The organism is Paracoccus sp. Arc7-R13 (assembly GCF_004010775.1).
Classification (GTDB): Bacteria; Pseudomonadota; Alphaproteobacteria; order Rhodobacterales; family Rhodobacteraceae; genus Paracoccus; species Paracoccus marcusii.
Genome location: NZ_CP034811.1, coordinates 38,406 through 58,281, shown reverse-complemented (window position 1 = coordinate 58,281; position 19,876 = coordinate 38,406). Strand labels below are relative to the sequence as shown.

Here is a 19,876-nt window from a genome sequence, read left to right as displayed (position 1 = left end):
CCATGTTTCCCCGTCCCATCCAGTCGATGTCCCCCGCGGCACAGCGCACCTATAAGATCGTGCTGCCGATCATGCTGGTCCTGTGGCTGCTGCCCCTCTTGGGGGTCGCGATGACCTCGGTCCGCCCGTCGGGCGACCTGGCCGCGGGCAACTACTTCGGCATCCCCTCGCGTTTCGCGTGGGAGAACTATGCCGACGTGTTCCGCAACTCGCCCCTGGCGCAGTACCTGTGGAACAGCTTCCGCATCACCATTCCGGTGATGATCGGCGCGGTGGGGCTGTCCTGCCTGACCGGCTTCGCGCTGGCGGTCTACAAGTTCCGCCTGTCGCTGGTGGTGTTCTTCATGTTCGTCGCGGGCAATTTCGTGCCGTTCCAGATCCTGATGGTGCCGGTGCGCGACCTGACGGTGGACATGGGACTGTACAACACCATCACCGGCCTGGCGCTGTTCCACATCGCGTTTCAGACAGGGTTCTGCACGCTGTTCATGCGCAACTTCATCAAGGCGCTGCCGCGCGAACTGATCGAGGCCGCCCGTGTCGAAGGCGTCACCGAATGGCAGATCTTCTGGCATATCGTCCTGCCGCTGGTCCGGCCCGCCATCGCGGCCCTTTCGGTGCTGGTCTTCACCTTCATCTGGAACGACTATTTCTGGGCGATGGTGCTGACCACGGGTGCGGACACGCAGCCGGTGACGGCGGGGCTGAACAGCCTGAACGGCCAGTGGATCGCCGCATGGCACCTGGTCAGCGCAGGCTCGATCCTGGCCGCCCTGCCGCCCGTGCTGATGTTCTTCCTGATGCAGCGGCATTTCATCGCCGGACTGACCCTGGGCGCGGTGAAATGAGGCTGTGGCGCATCGACACGCCCGCCCAGACCATGGTCCTGGGCAGCGACGACGGCATGGCCTGCTGCCATTACTGGGGCGCGCCCCTGCCCGGCGACACCGACCTGGACGCGCTGGTCGCGGCGGCGGCGGGCGGCATCACCGGCGGCATGCTGGACGCCCTGCCGCCCCTGGCGCTGGTCCCCGAGGCGCGGCGCAGCTTTCCGGGCCAGCCGGGGCTGGTCGCGTTCCAGAAGGGCCTGCCGCTGGAGCCGGACTGGCGCCTCGACAGCGCGGATCAGGGCGACGCGCTGACCCTGCGCCATGTCGCGCCCGGCCTGCGGCTGGACATCACCATCCGTGCGATGGATCACGGGCTGATCGGCCTGCGCGCGCGGCTGTCGTCCGACGCCGCGGTGACGCTGCACCGTCTGGCGCTGGCCCTGCCGGTCCCCGCCCATCTGTCCGACCTGACCGAACTGGCGGGGCGCTGGACGCGGGAGTTCCAGCCGGTGACGACCGCGCTGGACCACGGCGCGCGCCTGCGCGACGCGCGCACCGGTCGATCGGGCCACGAACATCCGCCGCATCTGTGGCTGACCGCCCCCGGCACCACCAATACCGGCGGAGAGGCCGTGGCCCTGCATTACGGCTGGTCCGGCGGCCACCGGATGCTGGTCGAGGCCCTGCCCGACGGCCGCCGCCAGATCCAGCTGGGCCATTGCTCGGGGTCGGAACGCGCACCCGGCACGGTCTTCGAGACGGCCGAGATCTGGCTGGCGCGCGGCGATCGGGGCCTGAACAGCGTGGCGGTCCCCTTTCAGCGCGCCATCCGCGACGCCCTGCCCCCCGCGCGCCGGCCGCGCCCCGTGCATTACAACGGGTGGGAGGCGATCTATTTCCGCCACGACGCCACCGAACTGGCCCAGATCGCCGAACGCGCCGCGGCCCTTGGCGCGGAACGGTTCGTGCTGGACGACGGCTGGTTCGGGCGGCGCGACGACGACAGCTCGTCCCTGGGCGACTGGACCATCGACCCGCGCAAGCATCCCCAGGGGTTCAAGCCGCTGATCGACAAGCTCCGTGCGCTGAACATGCGCTTTGGCCTATGGTTCGAACCCGAGATGATCAACGAGGACAGCGATCTTTATCGCGCCCATCCGGACTGGGTGCTGGGCCCCGCGGACCAGATCCGCGGGCGCACCCAGCTGCACCTGGACATGGCCCGCGACGACGTGCGCGACCATCTGTTCGACCGCATCGGCGGCATCCTGGGCGCGTGGGACATCGACTATGTCAAATGGGATCACAACCGGCTGACGCCCTTTCCCGATGCGGCGCAGACGCGCGGCGTCTATGCGCTGTTCGACCGGCTGCGCGCGGCCCATCCGCAGGTGGAATTCGAAAGCTGCGCGTCGGGCGGGGGGCGCATCGACGCGGGCATCCTGACCCGCTGCGGCCGCGTCTGGCTGTCCGACAGCAACGACGCGAACGAACGCCTGCGCATCCAGCATCACGCGGCGATGCTGCTGCCCGCCTGCGTCACGGGCAGCCATGTCGGCCCGCGCGAGTGCCACACCTCGGGGCGCGTCCTGCCCATGGCGCTGCGCGCCTGGACCGCGGCACAGCGGCACATGGGGTTCGAGATGGACCCGCGTGAACTGACCACAGCCGAGGCCAGGACGCTGACCCGCGTCACCGCCTGGTGGAAGGCCAACCGCGACTGGATGATGGCGGGCGACATCTGGCGGCTGGACCGCCCTGCGGGCAGCCTGGCCGAGATGCAGTTGGCCGCCGACGGCAGCCGCATGGTGGTCTTTGCCGCACAGATCGACGCCCCCGTCGCGTTGCAGCCGCCGCTGCTGCGTCTGACCGGGCTGGACCCGCAGGCGCGCTATCGTCTGACGATGCTGGAACATCCCGTGGGTCACCACAGTTCCTCTGTTGCGCTGTCGCGGGGTGCGGTGACCCTGAACGGCGCGGCGCTGATGGCGCAGGGCGTGGCCCTGCCCCCGGCCTTTCCGCAAACCATCGCCGTGATCGAAGGGACGCGCCTGTGACGATAGACTGGATTGCCGCCGATTGGGGCACCACCAACCTGCGGCTGTGGGCCATGTCCGGCCGCACCGTGGTCGAGGCCCGCGACAGCGATCAGGGCATGGGCGGCCTGACCCCCGACCGCTTTGCGGGCGTGCTGGCGCAGGCGACCCAAGGGTGGCCCGCCGTGCCGGTCATCGCCTGCGGCATGGTCGGATCGCGCCAGGGCTGGGTCGAGGCACCCTATGCGCCCGTCCCCTGCCCCGCCGCCCCACGCATGGTCGCGGTGCCCGGCGATCCGGGCGGCCGGCCCGTGCGCGTCATCTGCGGTGTCCGTCAGGACGACCCTGCCGATGTCATGCGCGGAGAGGAGACCCAGATCGCGGGCCTTCTGGCGCTGGATCCGGATTTCGACGGCATCGCCTGCCTGCCGGGTACGCATACAAAATGGGTCCGCATCTCGGCGGGTGAGATCTGCAACTTCAAAAGCTTCATGACCGGTGAGCTGTTCGGCCTGATCGCCAACCAGTCGGTCCTGCGCCATTCGGTCGGCAAAGGTGACTGCGATCCCGCACTGTTCCGCAACGCGGTGTCGGACGCGATGAGCCGCCCGGAACGCGGCTATGCGGGCCTGTTCCAGCTGCGCGCGGAATCGCTGCTGTCCGGGCTGGACCCGGCTGCGGCACGCGCACGCCTGTCGGGCACGCTGATCGGGTGGGAGATGGCCGCGGCCCGGCCCTGGTGGCTGGGATCGCAGGTCACCATCATCGGCGCCCCCGCCCTGTCGGCGCTTTACGCCGATGCGCTGGCCGCGCAGGGCGTCCCCGCCGCGCGCATGTCGGTCCAGGACGCCACGCTGGCCGGCCTGTCCGCGGCCCATCGTCAATTTCTGCAAGGATAATCCATGTCCCGTCCCCTGATCGCCATCCTTCGCGGCCTGACGCCGCAGGACGCCCGCGCCGTCGGCCATGCCCTGATCCAGGCCGGCATCACCCGGTTGGAGGTGCCGCTGAATTCTCCGGATCCGCTGGACAGCATCCGAATCCTGTCGCGCGAGTTCGGTGACGCCGCACAGGTCGGCGCAGGCACGGTGCTGACGCCCGACCAGGTGCAGGCGGTCCGCGATGCGGGCGGGCGGATGGTCCTTTCGCCCAATTGCGACACGGGCGTGATCCGCGCCACCGTGGAGGCGGGCATGGCCAGCTATCCCGGCGTCATGACCCCGACCGAGGCCTTTGCCGCGCTGGCGGCGGGCGCCACCGGGCTGAAGCTGTTTCCCGGAGAACTGATCGGTCCCACGGGCCTGCGCGCCATGCGCGCGGTGCTGCCCGCGGGAACCGACTGCTGGGCCGTGGGCGGCGTGTCCGTGGACAACATGGCCGAATGGCGCCGTGTCGGGGCCGCGGGCTTCGGGATCGGATCCAGCCTGTACAAGCCCGGCGACAGTGCCGACACCGTGGCCGCCAAGGCCGCCGCCATTGTCGCCGCATGGGAGGCCAGCGCATGATCTTTGACGACACCCCCTGCACCCTGGGCGAAGGCGCCCTGTGGCATCCCGACCGCCAGTCGCTGATCTGGTTCGACATCATCGATCGCCGCATGTTCGAAAAGCCGCTGGACGGCGCGCGGCGTCACTGGGACTTTGCCGACCCCGTCTCGGCCGCGGGGATCGTCGATGCGGACCGCATCATCGTGGCGTCCAGCCGGACGCTGTCGCTGGTGGATCTGCGCGACGGTGCTGCCCAGGTCCTGGTGCCGCTGGAGGCGGACAACGTCGTGACGCGCAGCAACGATGGCCGTGCCGACCCGCAGGGCGGGTTCTGGATCGGGACGATGGGGCTGAACGCGGAACCCGGTGCCGGGTCGATCTGGCGGTTCCACCGCGGAGAGCTGCGCCGTCTGTTCCCCGACATCACCATCACCAACGCGATCTGCTTTTCGCCCGAAGGCGATCTGGCGCATTTCGCGGATACCGACCGCTCGACCATCTGGCAGGTCCGGCTGGACCGCGACGGCTGGCCCGCGGGCGATCCGCAGGTGTTCATCCACCTGAACGCCGAAGGGCTGAACCCCGACGGCGCGGTCATCGACGCCCAGGGCGGGCTGTGGTCGGCACAATGGGGCGCGGGGCGCGTCGCGCGCTATGACCGGCAGGGCCGCTTTGAGCGGACGATCGATCTGCCCGCACCGCACGTCTCCTGCCCGGCCTTCGGCGGCGCGGACCTGACGACGCTGTTCGCGACGACCGCACGGCAGGGGCTGGACGATCCGCGCGACACGGACGGCTGCACCTATGCGGTTCCCGCAGGCGTCACAGGCCAACAGGAGCATCGGGTCATCCTGGGCTAGACCTCGACGGTGATCCGCCCCATCGGGTTCGAACAGCAGGCCAGGATCCAGCCCTCGGCGATGTCCTCGTCGCTGATGCCGCCGTTATGGACCATGTGGACCTCTCCCGCGGTCTTGCGGATCTTGCAGGTGCCGCACAGGCCGAAGGTGCAGCCGGACGGAATGTTCAGCCCCGCCCGCTTGGCCACCGCCAGAACCGTGTCGGTTTCCGCGCAGGACGCCGTCACGCCGCTGGAGGCGAAGGTCACCTGGGCGCTGGCATCGTCGGCCGGGGTGACATCCTCGATGACCGGGGCCTCGGCCTCGGTGGCGACGGGGGCGCCGAAGCTTTCCTGGTGATAGCGCTCCATGTCGTAGCCAAGCGAGATCAGCATCTCGCGCACGGCCTGCATGAACGGCTCGGGGCCGCAGCAGAACACCTCGCGGTCCAGATAGTCGGGGGCCATCAGGCCCAGCATCAGGCTGTTCAACCGCCCCTGATAGCCGTGCCAGACGCGGAACGGTTCGGGCTGTTCGACGGTCAGGCGCAGCTGCAGGCCGGGCACGCGGGCGACGTAATGTTCCAGCTGGTCGCGGAAGATGATGTCGGATGGGCGCTGCGCGGCATGGACAAAGACGATGTCGGTGTCCTGCGCGCGGTCCCAGGCCCAGGTGGTCATGGACATCATCGGCGTGATGCCCGACCCGGCCGAGATGAACAGGTACTTCGCCGCCGGATGACGGTGAAAGCTGAAGATGCCGTTGGGGCCAAAGGCCCGGATCCGCATTCCCGGCTTGAGGTGATCCAGCATCCAGCGCGTGCCGATCGAGGTCGACTGCGCCTTGACCGTGACCGAGATCGACAGCGGCCGCGAGGGCGACGAGCTGATCGTGTAGGTCCGCTGGACGTTGCCGGCCGGCCCCCTGGCGGGATCGACGGGCAGGTCCAGCGTCACGAACTGGCCGGGCTGATAGTCGAACCACGCGCCAGACGGCGCCCGGAAGATGAAGGTCGAGGTGTCGCGCGTCTCGGGCACGACCATGACGCATTCCAGCGGCTCGTCATCGGACCACGGCTCGGCGGCCCAGTTCACGCGGGGCTTGGCCATCTATTCGGCCGCCTGCCGCATCCCGAGGCGTGATGCCATCAACCCGCAATACCAGTCGATCAGGTGGATCACACCGGCCTCCTGCGTGGGGGAATAGGGGCCGGGCTCATAGGCGGGGGAGAGGATGCCGGCCTGGTTTTCCTCGACCACCTGGCGGTCCTCGTCATTGGTGTTCAGCCAGACGCGGGTCAGGGTCTCGATGTCGTAATCGACGCCTTCGACCGCGTCCTTGTGGACCAGCCAATTGGTCGTGACCTCGGTCTCGGTCGGGCTGATCGGCAGGATGCGGAAGACGATGGCGTGATCGGGCAGGAAGTGGTTCCAGGACGAGGGGAAGTGATAGAACATCAGGCTGCCGGCGTCATTCCAGGGCATCGTGCCCATGCGCCGCGCGACGGCGGCTTTGCCCGACATGGTGAAGCTTTCCTGATGGTCCATCAGCGGCACCCGCGCCATGCGCCACTGCATGTCGGGCGCGTTGACGAAGCGGGCGGGCAGACCGGCGGCGTCGCAGCGGTCCCAATGGGCCAGGATCTCGGGCGAGGCGGCGTTCGGCCCCTCCATCACCGTCATCAGCGGATCGTCGGAATAGGTCCGGCACAGCGACGGATGGCTGCCGCTGCAGTGATAGCATTCCCGGTTGTTCTCCATCACCAGCTTCCAGTTGCCCTTCTCGACGATGGTTGAGCTGAAGGCGATCTTGGCATCGGCCAGCCCCGAGGGCGCGGCATAGCGGGTCAAGTTAGCCGCCAGTTCGTTGATGGCGGGGGGCACCTGGGCCAGGCAGATGAAGATCATGCCGTTCAGGTCCACGCAATGAACCGGCTTGAGGCTGTATTTCGAGGGGTCGAACTCGGGGCCCATGTCGCGCGCGAACAGCAGCTTGCCGTTCAGGTCGTAGGTCCACTGGTGATACGGACAGACCAGCTTGGGATTGGTCCCGTTCGATTTGGCGCACAGGCGCTGGCCGCGGTGGCGGCAGACGTTGTGGAAGGCACGGATGCGGCCGTCTGCGCCGCGGGTGACGATGACCGGATACTGGCCGACCTGCATGGTGATGTAGCTGCCGGTCTTGGGCAGCTCGCAACTGGGACCGGCGAACAGCCATTCCCGGTACCAGATCTGCTCCAGGTCGTCCTGGAAGGCCTGTTCGCCGCAATACAGGTCGCGGGGAAGCGCGTGGCCGGGAAGACGGGCGGCGATCAGCTGGGCTGTGGTCAAGTCGGAGGTTTGGGTCATGGCGCTGCTCGGGGGTCCGGGGTGGCTTTCGCCCCAAACTAGTCGCAGGCGAACGACGGCGCGGCAGAATTGCGACATTCTGCCAGCGGAAACGGACATCGTGATCATGTGCGCGCCTTTGGGGGAAGGAAGCCTTGCCACCCCCCATCGAGGGGGGCGGCAAGGCTGCGGGGCCCCCGGACCCCCGCGACACCAGGCCGCAACGCCCGGTTTGCGGACACAATGGAAAATCGTTCCAAAACCCTTGGCAAACCTGCCGGGGTGACGTATCCCACCCTTGGGGTATGGCCCGATGCCGAATCCCCGCCATCCGAGGAGAGCCCCATGACCCGTTCCGCCACCCCCCGCCACGGCCTTGAGGTCGATACCGACTTTGCGCAGTTCATCGAGGCGCAGGTGCTGCCCGGGACCGGCGTGACGGCGGATGCCTTCTGGCAGGGTTACGCCGGGCTGCTGGACGGATTCGCGGCCGAGAACGCCGCCCTGCTGGAACGCCGCGCCGAGCTGCAGCGCCAGATCGACGCGTGGCACAAGGCTCGCGGAAACCAGCCCTGGGACGCCGCCGCCTATCGCGCCTTCCTGACCGAGATCGGCTATCTGGTCGCCGGACCGGCCCCGTTTGCCGTCGAGAACGGCGACATTGACCCCGAGATCGCCACTCTGGCCGGGCCGCAGCTGGTCGTGCCGGTCAGCAATGCCCGCTTTGCCCTGAACGCGGCGAACGCGCGGTGGGGCTCGCTCTATGACGCGATGTACGGGTCGGACGTGATGGGTCCGGTGCCGTCGGCCGGGTTCGATCCGGCGCGCCGTGACGCGGTCGTGGCCAAGGCGGCCGCATTCCTGGATCAGGCGCTGCCGCTGGATGGGGGCAGCCATGCCGACGTCACCGCCTATGACGCCGACGCGCAGGGGCTGGTCGCGACCGTTGGGGGCCAGGCCGCGCGGCTGGCCGATCCGGCAGCCTTTGTCGGCACCCACCGCGACGGCGCCGACACCGGATACGTCCTGCGCCACAACGGGCTGCATGTCGAGCTGGTGATCAACCGCGACCACCCGATCGGGGCGGCATCCGCCAGCGGGCTGCGCGACGTCGTGCTGGAGGCCGCGCTGTCGGCCATTCAGGATTGCGAGGACAGCGTCGCCGCCGTCGATGCCAAGGACAAGATCGGCGTCTATGGCAACTGGCTGGGCCTGATGAAGGGTGATCTGTCCGAGACCTTCGAGAAGGGCGGCACGTCGATGACCCGCCGCCTGGAGGGAGACCGGACCGTGACGCGGCCCGACGGCAGCACCGTGACGCTGCAGGGCCGCGCCCTGCTGTTGGTGCGCAACGTCGGCCATCTGATGACCACCGACGTGATCCGCAAGGACGGCCAATCCACGCCCGAGGGGCTGATGGATGCGATGGTCACCGTCGCCTGCGCCATCCATGACCTGAAGAAGACCGAAGGACCGCGCAACAGCCGCGCCGGCGCCATCTATGTCGTCAAGCCCAAGATGCATGGCCCCGAAGAGGCTGCATTCGCGAACCGCGTCTTTGCCCATGTCGAGACCGCCCTGGGACTGGCCCCCAACACCGTCAAGCTGGGCCTGATGGACGAGGAGCGCCGCACCAGCGCCAACCTGGCCGCCTGCATCCACGCGATCCGCAACCGGATCTTCTTCATCAACACCGGCTTCCTGGACCGCACCGGCGACGAGATCCACACCTCGATGCAGGCGGGTGCATTCGTGGGTCGCGACGGGATGAAGACCGCCACCTGGCTGAAGGCCTATGAGGATCGCAACGTGCTGATCGGCCTGGCGTCGGGCATGCGGGGCCGCGCGCAGATCGGCAAGGGCATGTGGGCCAAGCCCGACGCCCTGGCCGAGATGCTGGAGGTCAAGGTCGGCCACCCGAAATCGGGCGCCAGCACGGCCTGGGTTCCCTCGCCCACCGCGGCGACGCTGCACGCGCTGCACTATCATCAGATCGACGTGGCCGCCCGCCAGGACGAGCTGCAGGGTCAGCCGATCCCCGACCTGGACCTGCTGCTGACCCCGGCTTTGGCCGACGGCCCGATCCCGCAGGATCAGGTCCTGCGCGAGCTGGACAACAGCGCGCAGGGCATCCTGGGCTATGTTGTGCGGTGGGTCGATCAGGGCATCGGCTGTTCCAAGGTGCCCGACATCGACGACGTGCAGCTGATGGAGGACCGCGCCACCTGCCGCATCAGCGCGCAGTACCTGGCCAACTGGCTGGAGCACGGGCTGATCACCGAAGCCCAGGTCGAGGACGCGTTGCGCCGTATGGCCGCCAAGGTCGACGGCCAGAACGCGGGCGATCCCGCCTATCGCCCGATGGCACCCGATTTTGACGGGCCGGCCTTCATGGCCGCCCGTGATCTGGTGCTGACCGGAACGCAGCAGCCGTCCGGCTATACCGAACCGGCGCTGCATGCGCGCCGGGCCGAAGCCAAGGCGGTCTAGCACGCCACGCGGCGGCGGTTGCAACGCCGCCGCCGCACGCTATTGTGCCGGCCACATCATCGGGAGGCCTGCCATGTCCGGGAAAACAATCGCCGTCGCGGGCATCGGCTATGTCGGCCTGTCCAACGCTGTCCTGCTGGCCGCGCGCAACACCGTTCGCGCGCTGGACGTGGACGCGGGGCGCGTGGCCATGCTGAACGACCGGCGCTGTCCGATCATCGACGAGGACATCGCCCATCACCTGGCCACGCAAAGCCTGGACCTGACCGCGACGACCGACCCGGCGGCGGCCTATGCGGGGGCCGACTTCGTGATCGTGGCGACGCCCACCGATTATGATCCGGTCACCAACTACTTCAACACCTCCAGCGTTGAGGACGTGATCCGGGATGTCACGCGGCTGGCGCCGCAGGCGGTGATCGTGGTCAAGTCGACGGTCCCGGTGGGCTTTACCCGCGACGTTCGCGCCCGGCTTGGCACGGAGCAGGTGATCTTCAGTCCGGAATTCCTGCGCGAAGGGCGCGCGTTGCACGACAACCTGCACCCCTCGCGCATCGTGGTGGGCGAGGACAGCGCCCGCGGCCGGACCTTTGCCGACCTGCTGGCCGAGGCGGCGCTGGACGACGACGTGCCGGTCCTGCTGACCGGCTCCACCGAGGCAGAGGCGATCAAGCTGTTCGCGAACACCTATCTTGCCCTTCGCGTGGCCTATTTCAACGAACTGGACAGCTATGCCCTGTCGCTTGGCCTGGACAGCCGCCAGATCATCCAGGGTGTCGGGCTGGATCCGCGCATCGGCGCCCATTACAACAACCCGTCCTTCGGCTATGGCGGCTACTGCCTGCCCAAGGACAGCAAGCAGCTGTTGGCGAACTACAACGACGTGCCCCAGAACCTGATCGCCGCGGTGGTCGAGGCGAACCGGACCCGCAAGGACGTGATCGCCGACGCCATCCTGGCGCGCAGGCCGCAGGTGGTGGGCATCCATCGCCTGGTGATGAAGGCCGGGTCCGACAATTTCCGCCAATCCGCCGTCCAAGGCATCATGAAGCGATTGAAGGCAAAGGGGCTTGAGGTGGTGGTGTTTGAACCCGCCCTTCCCGACGCGCGGTTCTTCGGGTCCGAGGTGATCCGCGACCTGGCCGCGTTCAAGGCGCGCGCCGACCTGATCGTGGCGAACCGCCTGACCCCGGACCTGCAGGACGTGGCCGACCGCGTGTTCACGCGCGATCTGTTCGGCGGGGACTGATCACAGACGCTCGCGCAGCTTGGCCTCGATCTGGCGGCGGCGCCAGCGCGACCGGATCTGGCGTGCATAGAGGTTCTGCGGACACAGAGACATGTCGTCGCCTTCTCCCTTCATCGCGAAACGGCGGGCGGCGGCCGCGATGCGGCTGTCGGCGGCGGTGATGGCTGCCACCGTCACCTCGACCTCGCGGATGTCGCCGGGCTCCAGCGCGTCGAAGCTGCGGTGGCGGGCGCGGTCCAGCAGGTCCAGCACGCTGCCGATATCGACGTGATCCCCGCTTTTCAGCGGTCCCTGCAGCGTCGCCTCGCGCGGGGTTGCGTGCTGGCCCTGCGCGATCTCGGTTCGGTCGGCGACCGAGGACATGCGCTCTCCGCTGGCGGTCCAGACGGTCAGCATGATCTCCAGCACATAGATCGGCTCGAACCCAAGGTTGCTGACCAGGATGCGTGCGGACAGGTTCCGCGCGCCGCCCAGCTGGATCAGGATCTCGGTCCGGCGCTGGCGGCGCAGGCCCGACACGATGATGTGCAGATACACCATCCAGACCAGCGCCGTGACCGCCGCCATTCCGGCCTGAACCAGCCCGCTGTTCTCAGATATCCAGTCCCACATGCCCCACCCGGCCTTTCCTCAAGGCCCCCCAACACGACCCGCGTGCCGGATGTTCCATGGCGGGATCAGTCAGACAGGGCGGCAGCCTCGGCCGCGGGGTCCAGCGCAGGCCCCGCCCCCAGATCGTCCAGCGCGGTGTCGATCAGGCCGGTTCCCAGGTCCGACGCGGGCAGATAGGCGTCCTGACCCGCGCCCGGCACCGCCAGCGCCACCGACCAGCCGCCCTGGTCGCGGCACATCAGCGCGCGTTCCGCGCCCGCCTCGATCAGACGGCACAGACCCAGGTCGGTGTCATAGCTGGCCAGCGCCCGCGCCACCGACCCGCCCGGCAGGGCAGCCTCGCCCCCCGTCGGCACCTGGGCCAGGGCGGCCGCCGCCTGCTGCAGGGTGGCGCCCGCAGGGGGCGTCGCCCGGCCGGCCAGGAACCCACCCAGGCCCACTGCCAGGACCAGCGACGCGGCCATTGCCCAGGCCGCCATCGGCCGCGCAGACAACCTGCGCCTGAATGGCACGACGACCGGATCGGAAGCAGGCGTGCCCGCCATGACGGTTGCGATCAGCCGGTCGGGCACCGGTTCCGGAGGATAGGCCGCCTGCAGGCCATGACGGGTATCGACGAACAGCGCGAAGCGGTCAGCCAAGGCGGGGTCGGTCTCGATCCGCTGCCACAGGCGTTCGGCGGTGGTCTCGTCAAGTTCGCCATCCGCCAGGGCCATCAGCATCTCGTCGCTCTCGTCGTTGGGATCAATCGGGGGGTCGATACGGGTCATCGGATCATGCCTTTGCGGATTGCTTCAGCCCAGCCTGGCCGACAGCAGGGCGGGATCGTCCTGCAGCGCCTGCGCCAGGGCCGCGCGGGCGCGGCCGAGGCGGCTCATCACCGTGCCCAAAGGCACGTCCAGCGCCAGCGCGGCCTCGCGATAGCGCATGCCCTCGACGCAGACCAGCATCAGCACGACGCGCTGATCCTCGGGCAGGCGGCTCATGGCGCGACGCACATCGGCCAGATGCAGGCGGGTCTCGGTCACCTCGCGGCCGTCCTGGCCCACAAGAGGCATGGCGTCGTCATCGTCCAGGCTGTCGGTGTCCCGCCGGGCGCGTACATGGTCGATGAAGCTGTTGCGCAGGATGCGGAACAGCCAGCTGTCCATCCGCGTCCCCGGCACGAAGGCGTCCAGGTTTCGCAGCGCCTTCTCGACGGTGATCTGCACCAGGTCGTCGGCCAGCGCGTGCTGGCCCGACAGGCCGCGGGCAAAGGACCGCAGGCGGGGCAGCAGCGCGATCATCTGGGCGCGCAGGTCATCGGTCACGGACAGGGTCCCCCCTTGCGGTCTTGGTTGACCTTGAAACGTGGCCCCTCCGCTTTTATTCCATCGCACGCGAAAGAAAAGTGCGCGCAGCGGGCCGATGGGAATAGACTGGTTCCGCCGACCGTTTCCATGACCCGACCCGATCGCATCAAGGACCCGCCGATGACCCAGGACGCCCCGACCACCCGCCGCGCGCTGCTGACCCGGATGGGACTGGCGGCCGGGCTGGCCTATGCGACTCCGACGCTGATCGGGACCGGCACGGCCCGCGCGTCCGATGCCAGCGCGCCGTCGGGGCGGGCATCGGTGTCGCGCCCGGTGCGCCAGCGACGGCGCCGCGCGCCTGCCCCTCCCGAGATGGTCGTGATCCTGGCGCCGGGACAAAGCCTGCAGCCGCTGCAGGCGGCAGGCTATGACGTGCTGTCGCAGCGCGACAACGCGACGTTGGCGCGCCGCGCCGCCCGGCTGCGCCTGCCGCCGGGCCGCAACCCGGCACAGGCCCGGGCAGAGATCGCCCGCCTGCTGCCCGGATCGACCGCGGCGCTGAATTCGCTCTATCGCCCCGACGACCTGACCTGCGACGGCGCGGACTGCGCGGCCCAGCAGATGATCGGCTGGCGCCCTGCCGATCTGCAGGCCCGGCCGCGGATCGGCATGATCGACACGGGTGTCAATCCCGACCATCCCGCGTTGCGCGGCCAGTCGCTGCGCGTGAACCAGGTCGACCTGGACGGGCGGAACGCGGCGGGGCGCCGGCATGGCACTGCCGTCGCGGCCCTTCTGATCGGCAATGCGCAGGGTCGCGCCCCCGGCCTGCTGCCGCGTGCCGACCTGATCGCGGTCGAGGCGTTCCACAGCCGCGCCGATGGGGCGGCGGCGGATGCGTTCTCGTTGCTGAACGCGCTGGACGTGCTGATCCAGGCGCGGGTGCAGGTCATCAACATGTCCTTTTCCGGCCCCGCGAACCCCGTGCTGCGCCAGGTCGTGGTCGAGGCGCGCGATGCGGGCATCGGCCTTGTCGCGGCCGCGGGGAACGGCGGGCCGGGCGCCGCCCCCGCCTTTCCCGCCGCCTGGCCCGAGGTGATCGCCGTCACCGCCGTCGATGCCGACCGTGCCCCCTATCGCCAGGCGGCGCGGGGTCCGCATGTCGCGCTGGCCGCGCCGGGGGTGAACCTGTGGACCGCCGCCTCGATCGAGGGGGGGCGGCTGCGGTCGGGGACCTCGTATGCCGCGCCCTTCGTGTCGGCGGCACTGGCGCTTGGCATGGCGCGCGACGGGCTGAGCGCGACGGATGCGCGCGACCGGTTGTTCCGCTGCGCTGCCGATCTGGGCGCACCGGGCCGCGACCCGGTGTTCGGCCACGGCATGGTCGCGTCGCCGTCGGCCTGCCCCGAGGCAGGATCGCAGATTCTTTCCGTCAGCGGGGAATAAGCCGCCCCGCCGGCCCGTTGCATCCATGAACCGGACAGGACCGGTTCCGGCAACACAAAGGAAGAAGCCCATGTCCGATACGTCCGATATCCGCCTCTCGCGTCGCGGCCTTCTGGCCAAGCTGGGCCTGGCCGCAGGGGCCGCCGGCGTGATCTATGCCGCCCCCACCCTGGTCGGGTTCGGGGCGGCCCATGCCAGCGGCGCCAGCGGTCGCAGCGGCCGGGGTGGCAGCGGTCGCGGCAACAGCGGCCGGGGTGGCAGTGGTCGGGGCGGCAGCGGTCGCGGAGGAAGCGGGCGGGGCAATGGCGGCCGCGGTCGCGCCAGCCGGGCCAGCCGCGCGTCGCGTCCCGACAACCGTGGCATTCGCGGCCAGCGCGGCAGCCGTCCCTCGCGGCCGGGCACGCGCCGCGACTGGTCCAAGCCGTCGCGCTGATCCACGATGGCGCCCCCGTCCCGAACCCGCCCCGTCCGCGCCGCGCGCCAGTCGCCCGGCGCGGACAGCCATCTGCACTTTCCCGGCACCGGCCTGTCACTGCGATTGCAGGGTGCGGGGCCGGTCTGCAGGGCGCTGATGGGCGCGATCCGCGGATGGCAGCCGCAGACCATGTCCGCGCCACGACCGGGCCACCGCCAGACGCTGGTGACGCAAGGGCCAGGCGGGTTCGTCGCGCGTTCCCCGTTCTTTCAGGGCGATCTTGGGGGGCTGGATGCGGCCAGCGCCGCCTGCGCCCTGATCGCCGATCTGTCCGAGGGGTTTCTGGCAAACCGTCCGGGCTGCATGGCGCTGCATTGCGGGGCGTTCCGTTTCGTGGGCGACCTGATCCTGCTGACGGGTCCGATGCGGGCCGGAAAAAGCACGCTGATCGGGCGACTGACGGCGGAACCGGACGTCACGGTGTTCTGCGACGACGTGCTGCCGCTGACCGCCGACCTGAAGGCCGTGGCCCTGGGCATCGCGCCCCGCCTGCGGCTGCCCCTGCCAAAGGAGACCACCGTCGCCTTCCGCCGGCATGTCGCCATGACGCCGGGGCCGCGCGACAGGCGCTATGCCTATCTGGCGGCGCCCAACGTCGCCCCACACGGCACCCAGGCCCGGCCCGGCACGCTGATCGTGCTGGACCGGCGCCAGATCGGCCCCGCCACGCTGCACCGCATGGATCGCGATCAGGCGATGCACCACCTGCTGGCGCAGAACATGGGCGATCTGGGCAGCGCCGACCAGGCCTTTGCCAAGACCCGCGACATGGCCGCCGCGATGACCTGCCTGAGACTGGTCTATGCCGATCTGGAGGACGCGGTCGCCCTGCTGCGCCGGGCCTTCGCCCCCGACGCGCCACCCCAGACCAACGTGCCGCTGGCCGGCCCGCTGCCCGATCCGCTGCATGTGCCGGACAGGCGGTCCGTTCCGGTGCATCCCGACCGGGTACTGCGGCAGGCTCCGGGGATCGTGCTGCGGCGCATGGGGTCGGGGGCATTCCTGTGGACGCCCGCCGACCCGGTCGTCTGGCACCTGAATCCGGTCGGACACGCAGTCTGGGCGCTGCTGGAGATCCCCGGCAGCGCCGCCGATCTGGCCGACACCCTGGCCGAGGTCTTTGCCGACGTTCCCCGCGACCGCCTGACCCGCGACATCGCGGCCCTGATGGGCGACTTGCTGGAGGAGGGGTTCGTCACCGGATGAACCCCGCGCCCCGCACCGGCGTTGCCCCTGCTGCATGTCCGCCCCGGGAGGCCTTGATGACCGACACCGCCCTTGCCACGCTGGAAGCCCGTCTTGTCGCGCAACGCCGCCTGCTGGCGCGGCTGGTCGCGGCGCTGGAGCCGCAGGCCCGACAACCCGTCCTGGACTGGCTGGACCAGCGCGAAACGCTGCGCGACGGGCAGGAGGATCCCGGTGCCGTCCCGGCCGAGGGCGTGGGTCAGGCCCTGACCGTCACGGACGAATTCCGGATGATCCTGCGCCTGGCCCAGGACCGCCTGCACGAGATGGACCAGCCCTAGCCCCGCGCCTGCAGCATCTGCGCCAGATCGTCGGGCCGGATCAGTGCATCCAGGTCGACCCGCGCGCGCAGCCGCGACAGCAGCAGGTACAGCCCGCCGATCTTGCGGTGCAGGAACAGGATCTCGGGCGGGGGCATCTCGGCCCGGGTGCGAGTGCGAGCCACCTGCATCGCCAGATCGGCGACCTGGCGGGGAATGTCGCTGTGCGTCAGGTCCATGATGCCGCCCGCGCGCAGCGGATCGAACGCCAGGTCCATGATCTGCAGCAGCACGTCCTGATGCGCGGCATCTGTCTGGTCGCGGAAATAGCCGATGTCGATGGCGGCGCGGCGTACCCCTTCGCGGTCATCGGCCAGCGCGGCACGCAGCAGCGTCAGATAGCGCGGGGCCACCGGCGCCGAAAAGCCGCGCGTCGCCCCGAAATCCAGCAGCACGATGCGCCCGCCATCCGGATGCGTCTCGTCAGGCTGCCAGCGATAGTTGGCAAAGTTCGGGTCGGTCTGCATCAGGTCGAACCGGAACAGCTCCTCGATGACCAGACGGGCCAGATGATGGGCGGCACGATCGCGGGTGGCCTGGGGGGCGTCGGACAGCGCCTCGATCGGGTGGCTGTCGATGAAATCCATCGCCAGAACGTCGGCCGTGCTGAACTGATCGTCGGGCACCGGCAGGCGGAATTCGTCGCGCCCCGCCAGATTGGCGGCATAGAGGCGCATCTGTGCGGCCTCGCGCAGATAATCGGCCTCGGCATGCAGCTGGCTGCGCGCCTCGTCCATCAGGGCAGGCAGGTCGACCCCCTGCGGCATCAGGCCGGGGATGCGCAGCAAAAGGCCCATATTGTCGATGTCGCTGTCGATGCTGTCGCGCACACCGGGATACTGGACCTTGATCGCCAGGTCGCGCCCGTCGCGGGTTTGCGCGCGGTGCACCTGCCCGATCGAGGCCGCCGCGATCGGCCTGACCTGAAAGCGGGCGAAATGGCGCAACCAACCCGGCCCCCAGGCCCGGTCCAGCACCGCCTGCAGCTGCTTGGGCGGCATCGGATCGGCATCGGCGCGCAGCCGCGCCATGATCTGCGTCAGTTCGGGGGGCAGAAAGTCACCGGCCTCCATCGACACCAACTGGCCCATCTTCATCGCGGCGCCGCGCATCTGGGCCAGCTGCCCGGCCAAGCGGGCAGCATTCGCGGGCGTCAGGAACAGGTCCTGGGCCGAAGGCCGCTGCCCCGTCGCCAGTTGCCGCGCGCCCTGCGCCAGCGCGCGGCCGCCCATCCCGCCCGCCAGCCCCCCAAGGCGCAGCATCCGCGTCAGGCGGCCCTGCGGCACGGGGCGGGGGGTGCGGTCTTCCGTCATGATCGCGCCAGCAGATGCGCGGCCATCGCCCGGCCGCTGGACCAGCCATGTTCCGCATGGGGTCCCAACGCCCAATCCCCGCCGACGATCAGCCCCGCCGCGTCATCCGCCAGAAACGGTCGGCCAAGCGCCGCATCGGTCTGCGCGTACAGCCAGCGATGCGCGACGGCGTGGCGCAGGTGATCCGGCTTGGCCCCCAACAGATCCAGCAGCTGCGGCGCGATCAGATCCGCCAGTTCGGCAAAGGGCAGGTCGATATGGGCCATGCTGAAATCCGGGTCGGCCTGAACGAGCCAGGTGGTCAGCGGCTGTCCCTGCCGGCCCGGCTTTGCGCCGTCCTGCGCGACCCAAGCCAGCGCGCCGGTGCCGCGATGCGTGACGAAGGGGCGCGGAGCGGCGGGGCCCAGCCCTGCCATGACCGTGACGCTGGCCTGATAGCGGACCTGCGCCAGCGGCGCGGCAAAGGCGTGGGCCACGCCCAGCAGATCACGCGCCTGCGGGGCGGGAATGGCCAGAACGACGATGTCGGCGCGGTGGTCGATCCCCTCTCCGCGCAGGTGCCAGCCGTCGGGGTCCCGGTCCAGCGCGGTGACCATCAGGCCGGACCGGACGTCCAGTCCCTGCGCCAGCGCGCGGGGGATCTGGGCCATGCCGGGCGTGCCGATGATGCCGCCGTCCCACGGCGCGGCGTGGCCGTCGCGGACCATCGCCTGCAGCAGCGCGGCGAAATCGGGATCGGTGGCCGGCAGCACCTGCGCACCGTGGTCGAACCGCAACCCGTCGGCGGTGCGGCGCGTGGCAAGCCTGCCGCCGATGCCGCGACCCTTGTCGAACACCGTGACGGCATGCCCCGCATCCGCCAGCGCCCGCGCGCAGGTCAGCCCGGTGATGCCCCCGCCGATGACCGCCACCCTGACCTGTCCGCCCATGCCGCCCGCCTTTCCTGTCGCGCTCAGCAGGACAGAGTGCGACGACAGGCGCAAGGCGGCATTCTGTCCGCCCGCAGGATCAGGCCAGATCCAGCCGCCCGACAAAGTCCAGGAATGCCGCAAGGGCCGCCGTCACCAGCTTGCGGCTGGAATAGACGACATGGATCGGCACCCCCGGCAACGCATGATCGGCCAGGACCGGCACCAGCAGGCCGCGCGCCAGATCGTCGGCCACCTGGAATTCGGGCGCCAGCGCGATGCCCTTGCCGCCCACCGCCAGCGCACGCAGCAATTCGCCGTTGTTGCTGGAGAAGGCGGGTGTGATCTTCTGATAGACGACCTCGGTACCGCTGCGCAGCGGCCAGGTGCCCGGCCCCTTGAGGTTGGTGTAGTGCAGGCACTGGTGGTCGCGCAGGTCGGCGGGGCGCTGCGGGCTGCCGTGACGGGCGACGTAATCGGGCGATGCGACCAGCATGATGTTGGCATCGTGCAGGCGGCGGGCGTGCAGGCTGCTGTCCTCCAGCGTGCCGATGCGGATGACGGCGTCGAAACCGTCGCGGGTCATGTCCGACCGGCTGTCGTCCAGCACCACATCCAGCTGGATGTCGGGATGTTCGTCCATGAAGCGCATCAGATGCGGCTGAAAGACCTTCAGCGTGTATTGCACCGGCACGCCCAGCTTCAGCGGGCCCGAGGGGCGGCTGGAGGCGGCGCGGACGTCCTCGAACGCGGCGTCCAGGCGGGACAGGATGTCGGCCACCTGCGCGTGAAAGCCCAAGCCCGCCGCCGTGGGCGTGACCGCGCGCGTCGTGCGGGTCAACAGGCGCGTGCCCAGATCGGCCTCCAGGTCGGCGATCATCTTGCTGCACATGCTTTTGGAGATGCCCATCCGCCGTGCGGCGGCGGCAAAGCTGCCCTCGTCGATGATGGCCACGAAACTGCGCAGCACCTTGATATCCATCTGTCACCCTGGGGCCGATAGC

19 protein-coding genes are annotated in these 19,876 nt (G+C 69.7%); 11 read left to right on the top strand and 8 right to left on the bottom strand.

Annotated features, from left to right (window positions below):
* Positions 1-2 precede the first annotated feature (2 nt).
* The 5 genes from EOJ32_RS16360 to EOJ32_RS16340 are packed head-to-tail and all read left to right on the top strand — an operon-like array spanning position 3 to position 5,213.
* Complete coding sequence (locus tag EOJ32_RS16360) at positions 3-848, top strand: carbohydrate ABC transporter permease (protein ID WP_127899469.1); 846 nt, start codon at positions 3-5, stop codon at positions 846-848.
* Positions 845-2,887: an alpha-galactosidase gene (locus EOJ32_RS16355; RefSeq protein ID WP_127899468.1), complete on the top strand. Its 2,043-nt coding sequence runs from the start codon at positions 845-847 to the stop codon at positions 2,885-2,887. The genes EOJ32_RS16360 and EOJ32_RS16355 overlap by 4 nt, the downstream gene beginning before the upstream one ends.
* Complete coding sequence (locus EOJ32_RS16350; protein ID WP_127899467.1) at positions 2,884-3,765, top strand: 2-dehydro-3-deoxygalactonokinase; 882 nt, start codon at positions 2,884-2,886, stop codon at positions 3,763-3,765. Before EOJ32_RS16355 ends, EOJ32_RS16350 begins: the two co-directional genes overlap by 4 nt.
* Positions 3,766-3,768: 3 nt before the next feature.
* Complete coding sequence (locus EOJ32_RS16345) at positions 3,769-4,371, top strand: 2-dehydro-3-deoxy-6-phosphogalactonate aldolase (protein WP_127899466.1); 603 nt, start codon at positions 3,769-3,771, stop codon at positions 4,369-4,371.
* The gene (locus EOJ32_RS16340; RefSeq protein ID WP_127899465.1) at positions 4,368-5,213 is read left to right on the top strand and encodes an SMP-30/gluconolactonase/LRE family protein; all 846 of its coding nucleotides are present in this window, start codon (positions 4,368-4,370) and stop codon (positions 5,211-5,213) included. Before EOJ32_RS16345 ends, EOJ32_RS16340 begins: the two co-directional genes overlap by 4 nt.
* Here EOJ32_RS16340 and EOJ32_RS16335 read toward each other — a convergent pair.
* On the bottom strand, positions 5,210-6,301 hold the full coding sequence (locus tag EOJ32_RS16335) for a hybrid-cluster NAD(P)-dependent oxidoreductase (RefSeq protein ID WP_127899464.1): 1,092 nt from the start codon (positions 6,299-6,301) through the stop codon (positions 5,210-5,212). The two genes, EOJ32_RS16340 and EOJ32_RS16335, sit on opposite strands and share 4 nt — an antisense overlap.
* A complete protein-coding gene (locus EOJ32_RS16330; RefSeq protein WP_127899463.1) occupies positions 6,302-7,540 on the bottom strand; it encodes an SRPBCC family protein in 1,239 nt (412 codons plus the stop codon).
* Between the two features lie 324 nt (positions 7,541-7,864).
* Between EOJ32_RS16330 and EOJ32_RS16325 the strand changes: the two genes are divergently transcribed.
* Positions 7,865-10,009, top strand: a complete 2,145-nt coding sequence (locus EOJ32_RS16325) for a malate synthase G (RefSeq protein WP_127899462.1) — start codon at positions 7,865-7,867, stop codon at positions 10,007-10,009.
* 73 nt (positions 10,010-10,082) lie between these two features.
* On the top strand, positions 10,083-11,258 hold the full coding sequence (locus EOJ32_RS16320; protein WP_127899461.1) for a nucleotide sugar dehydrogenase: 1,176 nt from the start codon (positions 10,083-10,085) through the stop codon (positions 11,256-11,258).
* On the opposite strand, the gene EOJ32_RS16315 is transcribed toward EOJ32_RS16320, so the two are convergent.
* From EOJ32_RS16315 to EOJ32_RS16305, 3 genes are all read right to left on the bottom strand, one after another.
* Positions 11,259-11,870, bottom strand: coding sequence for a hypothetical protein (locus EOJ32_RS16315; protein WP_045999827.1), 612 nt, complete (start codon positions 11,868-11,870; stop codon positions 11,259-11,261).
* A gap of 65 nt (positions 11,871-11,935) precedes the next feature.
* Positions 11,936-12,640 (bottom strand): anti-sigma factor, encoded by a 705-nt coding sequence (locus EOJ32_RS16310; RefSeq protein ID WP_127899460.1) that lies wholly within the window; start codon positions 12,638-12,640, stop codon positions 11,936-11,938.
* Between the two features lie 24 nt (positions 12,641-12,664).
* Positions 12,665-13,180 carry a sigma-70 family RNA polymerase sigma factor gene (locus tag EOJ32_RS16305; protein ID WP_208863817.1) on the bottom strand — a complete coding sequence of 172 codons (516 nt, stop codon included), beginning with the start codon at positions 13,178-13,180 and terminating at the stop codon, positions 12,665-12,667.
* Positions 13,181-13,342: 162 nt separating this feature from the next.
* Between EOJ32_RS16305 and EOJ32_RS16300 the strand changes: the two genes are divergently transcribed.
* The 4 genes from EOJ32_RS16300 to EOJ32_RS16285 all read left to right on the top strand — a co-directional run bounded on the left by EOJ32_RS16300 (position 13,343) and on the right by EOJ32_RS16285 (position 16,612).
* Entirely contained in the window at positions 13,343-14,611 is a 1,269-nt protein-coding gene (locus EOJ32_RS16300; protein WP_127899459.1) for a S8 family serine peptidase, read from the top strand.
* A gap of 70 nt (positions 14,612-14,681) precedes the next feature.
* Positions 14,682-15,044 carry a hypothetical protein gene (locus tag EOJ32_RS16295; RefSeq protein ID WP_127899458.1) on the top strand — a complete coding sequence of 121 codons (363 nt, stop codon included), beginning with the start codon at positions 14,682-14,684 and terminating at the stop codon, positions 15,042-15,044.
* Positions 15,045-15,050: 6 nt separating this feature from the next.
* Complete coding sequence (locus EOJ32_RS16290) at positions 15,051-16,292, top strand: PqqD family protein (RefSeq protein WP_127899457.1); 1,242 nt, start codon at positions 15,051-15,053, stop codon at positions 16,290-16,292.
* A gap of 56 nt (positions 16,293-16,348) precedes the next feature.
* Positions 16,349-16,612 (top strand): hypothetical protein, encoded by a 264-nt coding sequence (locus EOJ32_RS16285; protein ID WP_045999830.1) that lies wholly within the window; start codon positions 16,349-16,351, stop codon positions 16,610-16,612.
* Here EOJ32_RS16285 and EOJ32_RS16280 read toward each other — a convergent pair.
* The 3 genes from EOJ32_RS16280 to EOJ32_RS16270 all read right to left on the bottom strand — a co-directional run bounded on the left by EOJ32_RS16280 (position 16,609) and on the right by EOJ32_RS16270 (position 19,854).
* Positions 16,609-17,964, bottom strand: coding sequence for an AarF/ABC1/UbiB kinase family protein (locus EOJ32_RS16280; RefSeq protein ID WP_127899456.1), 1,356 nt, complete (start codon positions 17,962-17,964; stop codon positions 16,609-16,611). The genes EOJ32_RS16285 and EOJ32_RS16280 overlap by 4 nt on opposite strands.
* Positions 17,961-18,893: an NAD(P)/FAD-dependent oxidoreductase gene (locus EOJ32_RS16275; RefSeq protein ID WP_127899455.1), complete on the bottom strand. Its 933-nt coding sequence runs from the start codon at positions 18,891-18,893 to the stop codon at positions 17,961-17,963. The genes EOJ32_RS16280 and EOJ32_RS16275 overlap by 4 nt, the downstream gene beginning before the upstream one ends.
* A gap of 79 nt (positions 18,894-18,972) precedes the next feature.
* Entirely contained in the window at positions 18,973-19,854 is an 882-nt protein-coding gene (locus EOJ32_RS16270) for a LysR family transcriptional regulator (protein ID WP_127899454.1), read from the bottom strand.
* Between the last annotated feature and the right edge of the window lie 22 nt (positions 19,855-19,876).

Excerpts from the sequence above, each read along its gene's own strand:
- EOJ32_RS16295 (WP_127899458.1), top strand. The coding sequence starts at position 14,682 with ATGTCCGATACGTCCGATATCCGCCTCTCGCGTCGCGGCCTTCTGGCC.
- EOJ32_RS16285 (WP_045999830.1), top strand. The coding sequence starts at position 16,349 with ATGACCGACACCGCCCTTGCCACGCTGGAAGCCCGTCTTGTCGCGCAA.
- EOJ32_RS16340 (WP_127899465.1), top strand. The coding sequence starts at position 4,368 with ATGATCTTTGACGACACCCCCTGCACCCTGGGCGAAGGCGCCCTGTGG.
- EOJ32_RS16360 (WP_127899469.1), top strand. The coding sequence starts at position 3 with ATGTTTCCCCGTCCCATCCAGTCGATGTCCCCCGCGGCACAGCGCACC.
- EOJ32_RS16290 (WP_127899457.1), top strand. The coding sequence starts at position 15,051 with ATGGCGCCCCCGTCCCGAACCCGCCCCGTCCGCGCCGCGCGCCAGTCG.
- EOJ32_RS16345 (WP_127899466.1), top strand. The coding sequence starts at position 3,769 with ATGTCCCGTCCCCTGATCGCCATCCTTCGCGGCCTGACGCCGCAGGAC.
- EOJ32_RS16315 (WP_045999827.1), bottom strand. The coding sequence starts at position 11,870 with ATGTGGGACTGGATATCTGAGAACAGCGGGCTGGTTCAGGCCGGAATG.
- EOJ32_RS16300 (WP_127899459.1), top strand. The coding sequence starts at position 13,343 with ATGACCCAGGACGCCCCGACCACCCGCCGCGCGCTGCTGACCCGGATG.
- EOJ32_RS16310 (WP_127899460.1), bottom strand. The coding sequence starts at position 12,640 with ATGACCCGTATCGACCCCCCGATTGATCCCAACGACGAGAGCGACGAG.
- EOJ32_RS16355 (WP_127899468.1), top strand. The coding sequence starts at position 845 with ATGAGGCTGTGGCGCATCGACACGCCCGCCCAGACCATGGTCCTGGGC.
- EOJ32_RS16275 (WP_127899455.1), bottom strand. The coding sequence starts at position 18,893 with ATGGGCGGACAGGTCAGGGTGGCGGTCATCGGCGGGGGCATCACCGGG.
- EOJ32_RS16270 (WP_127899454.1), bottom strand. The coding sequence starts at position 19,854 with ATGGATATCAAGGTGCTGCGCAGTTTCGTGGCCATCATCGACGAGGGC.
- EOJ32_RS16330 (WP_127899463.1), bottom strand. The coding sequence starts at position 7,540 with ATGACCCAAACCTCCGACTTGACCACAGCCCAGCTGATCGCCGCCCGT.
- EOJ32_RS16320 (WP_127899461.1), top strand. The coding sequence starts at position 10,083 with ATGTCCGGGAAAACAATCGCCGTCGCGGGCATCGGCTATGTCGGCCTG.
- EOJ32_RS16335 (WP_127899464.1), bottom strand. The coding sequence starts at position 6,301 with ATGGCCAAGCCCCGCGTGAACTGGGCCGCCGAGCCGTGGTCCGATGAC.
- EOJ32_RS16280 (WP_127899456.1), bottom strand. The coding sequence starts at position 17,964 with ATGACGGAAGACCGCACCCCCCGCCCCGTGCCGCAGGGCCGCCTGACG.
- EOJ32_RS16325 (WP_127899462.1), top strand. The coding sequence starts at position 7,865 with ATGACCCGTTCCGCCACCCCCCGCCACGGCCTTGAGGTCGATACCGAC.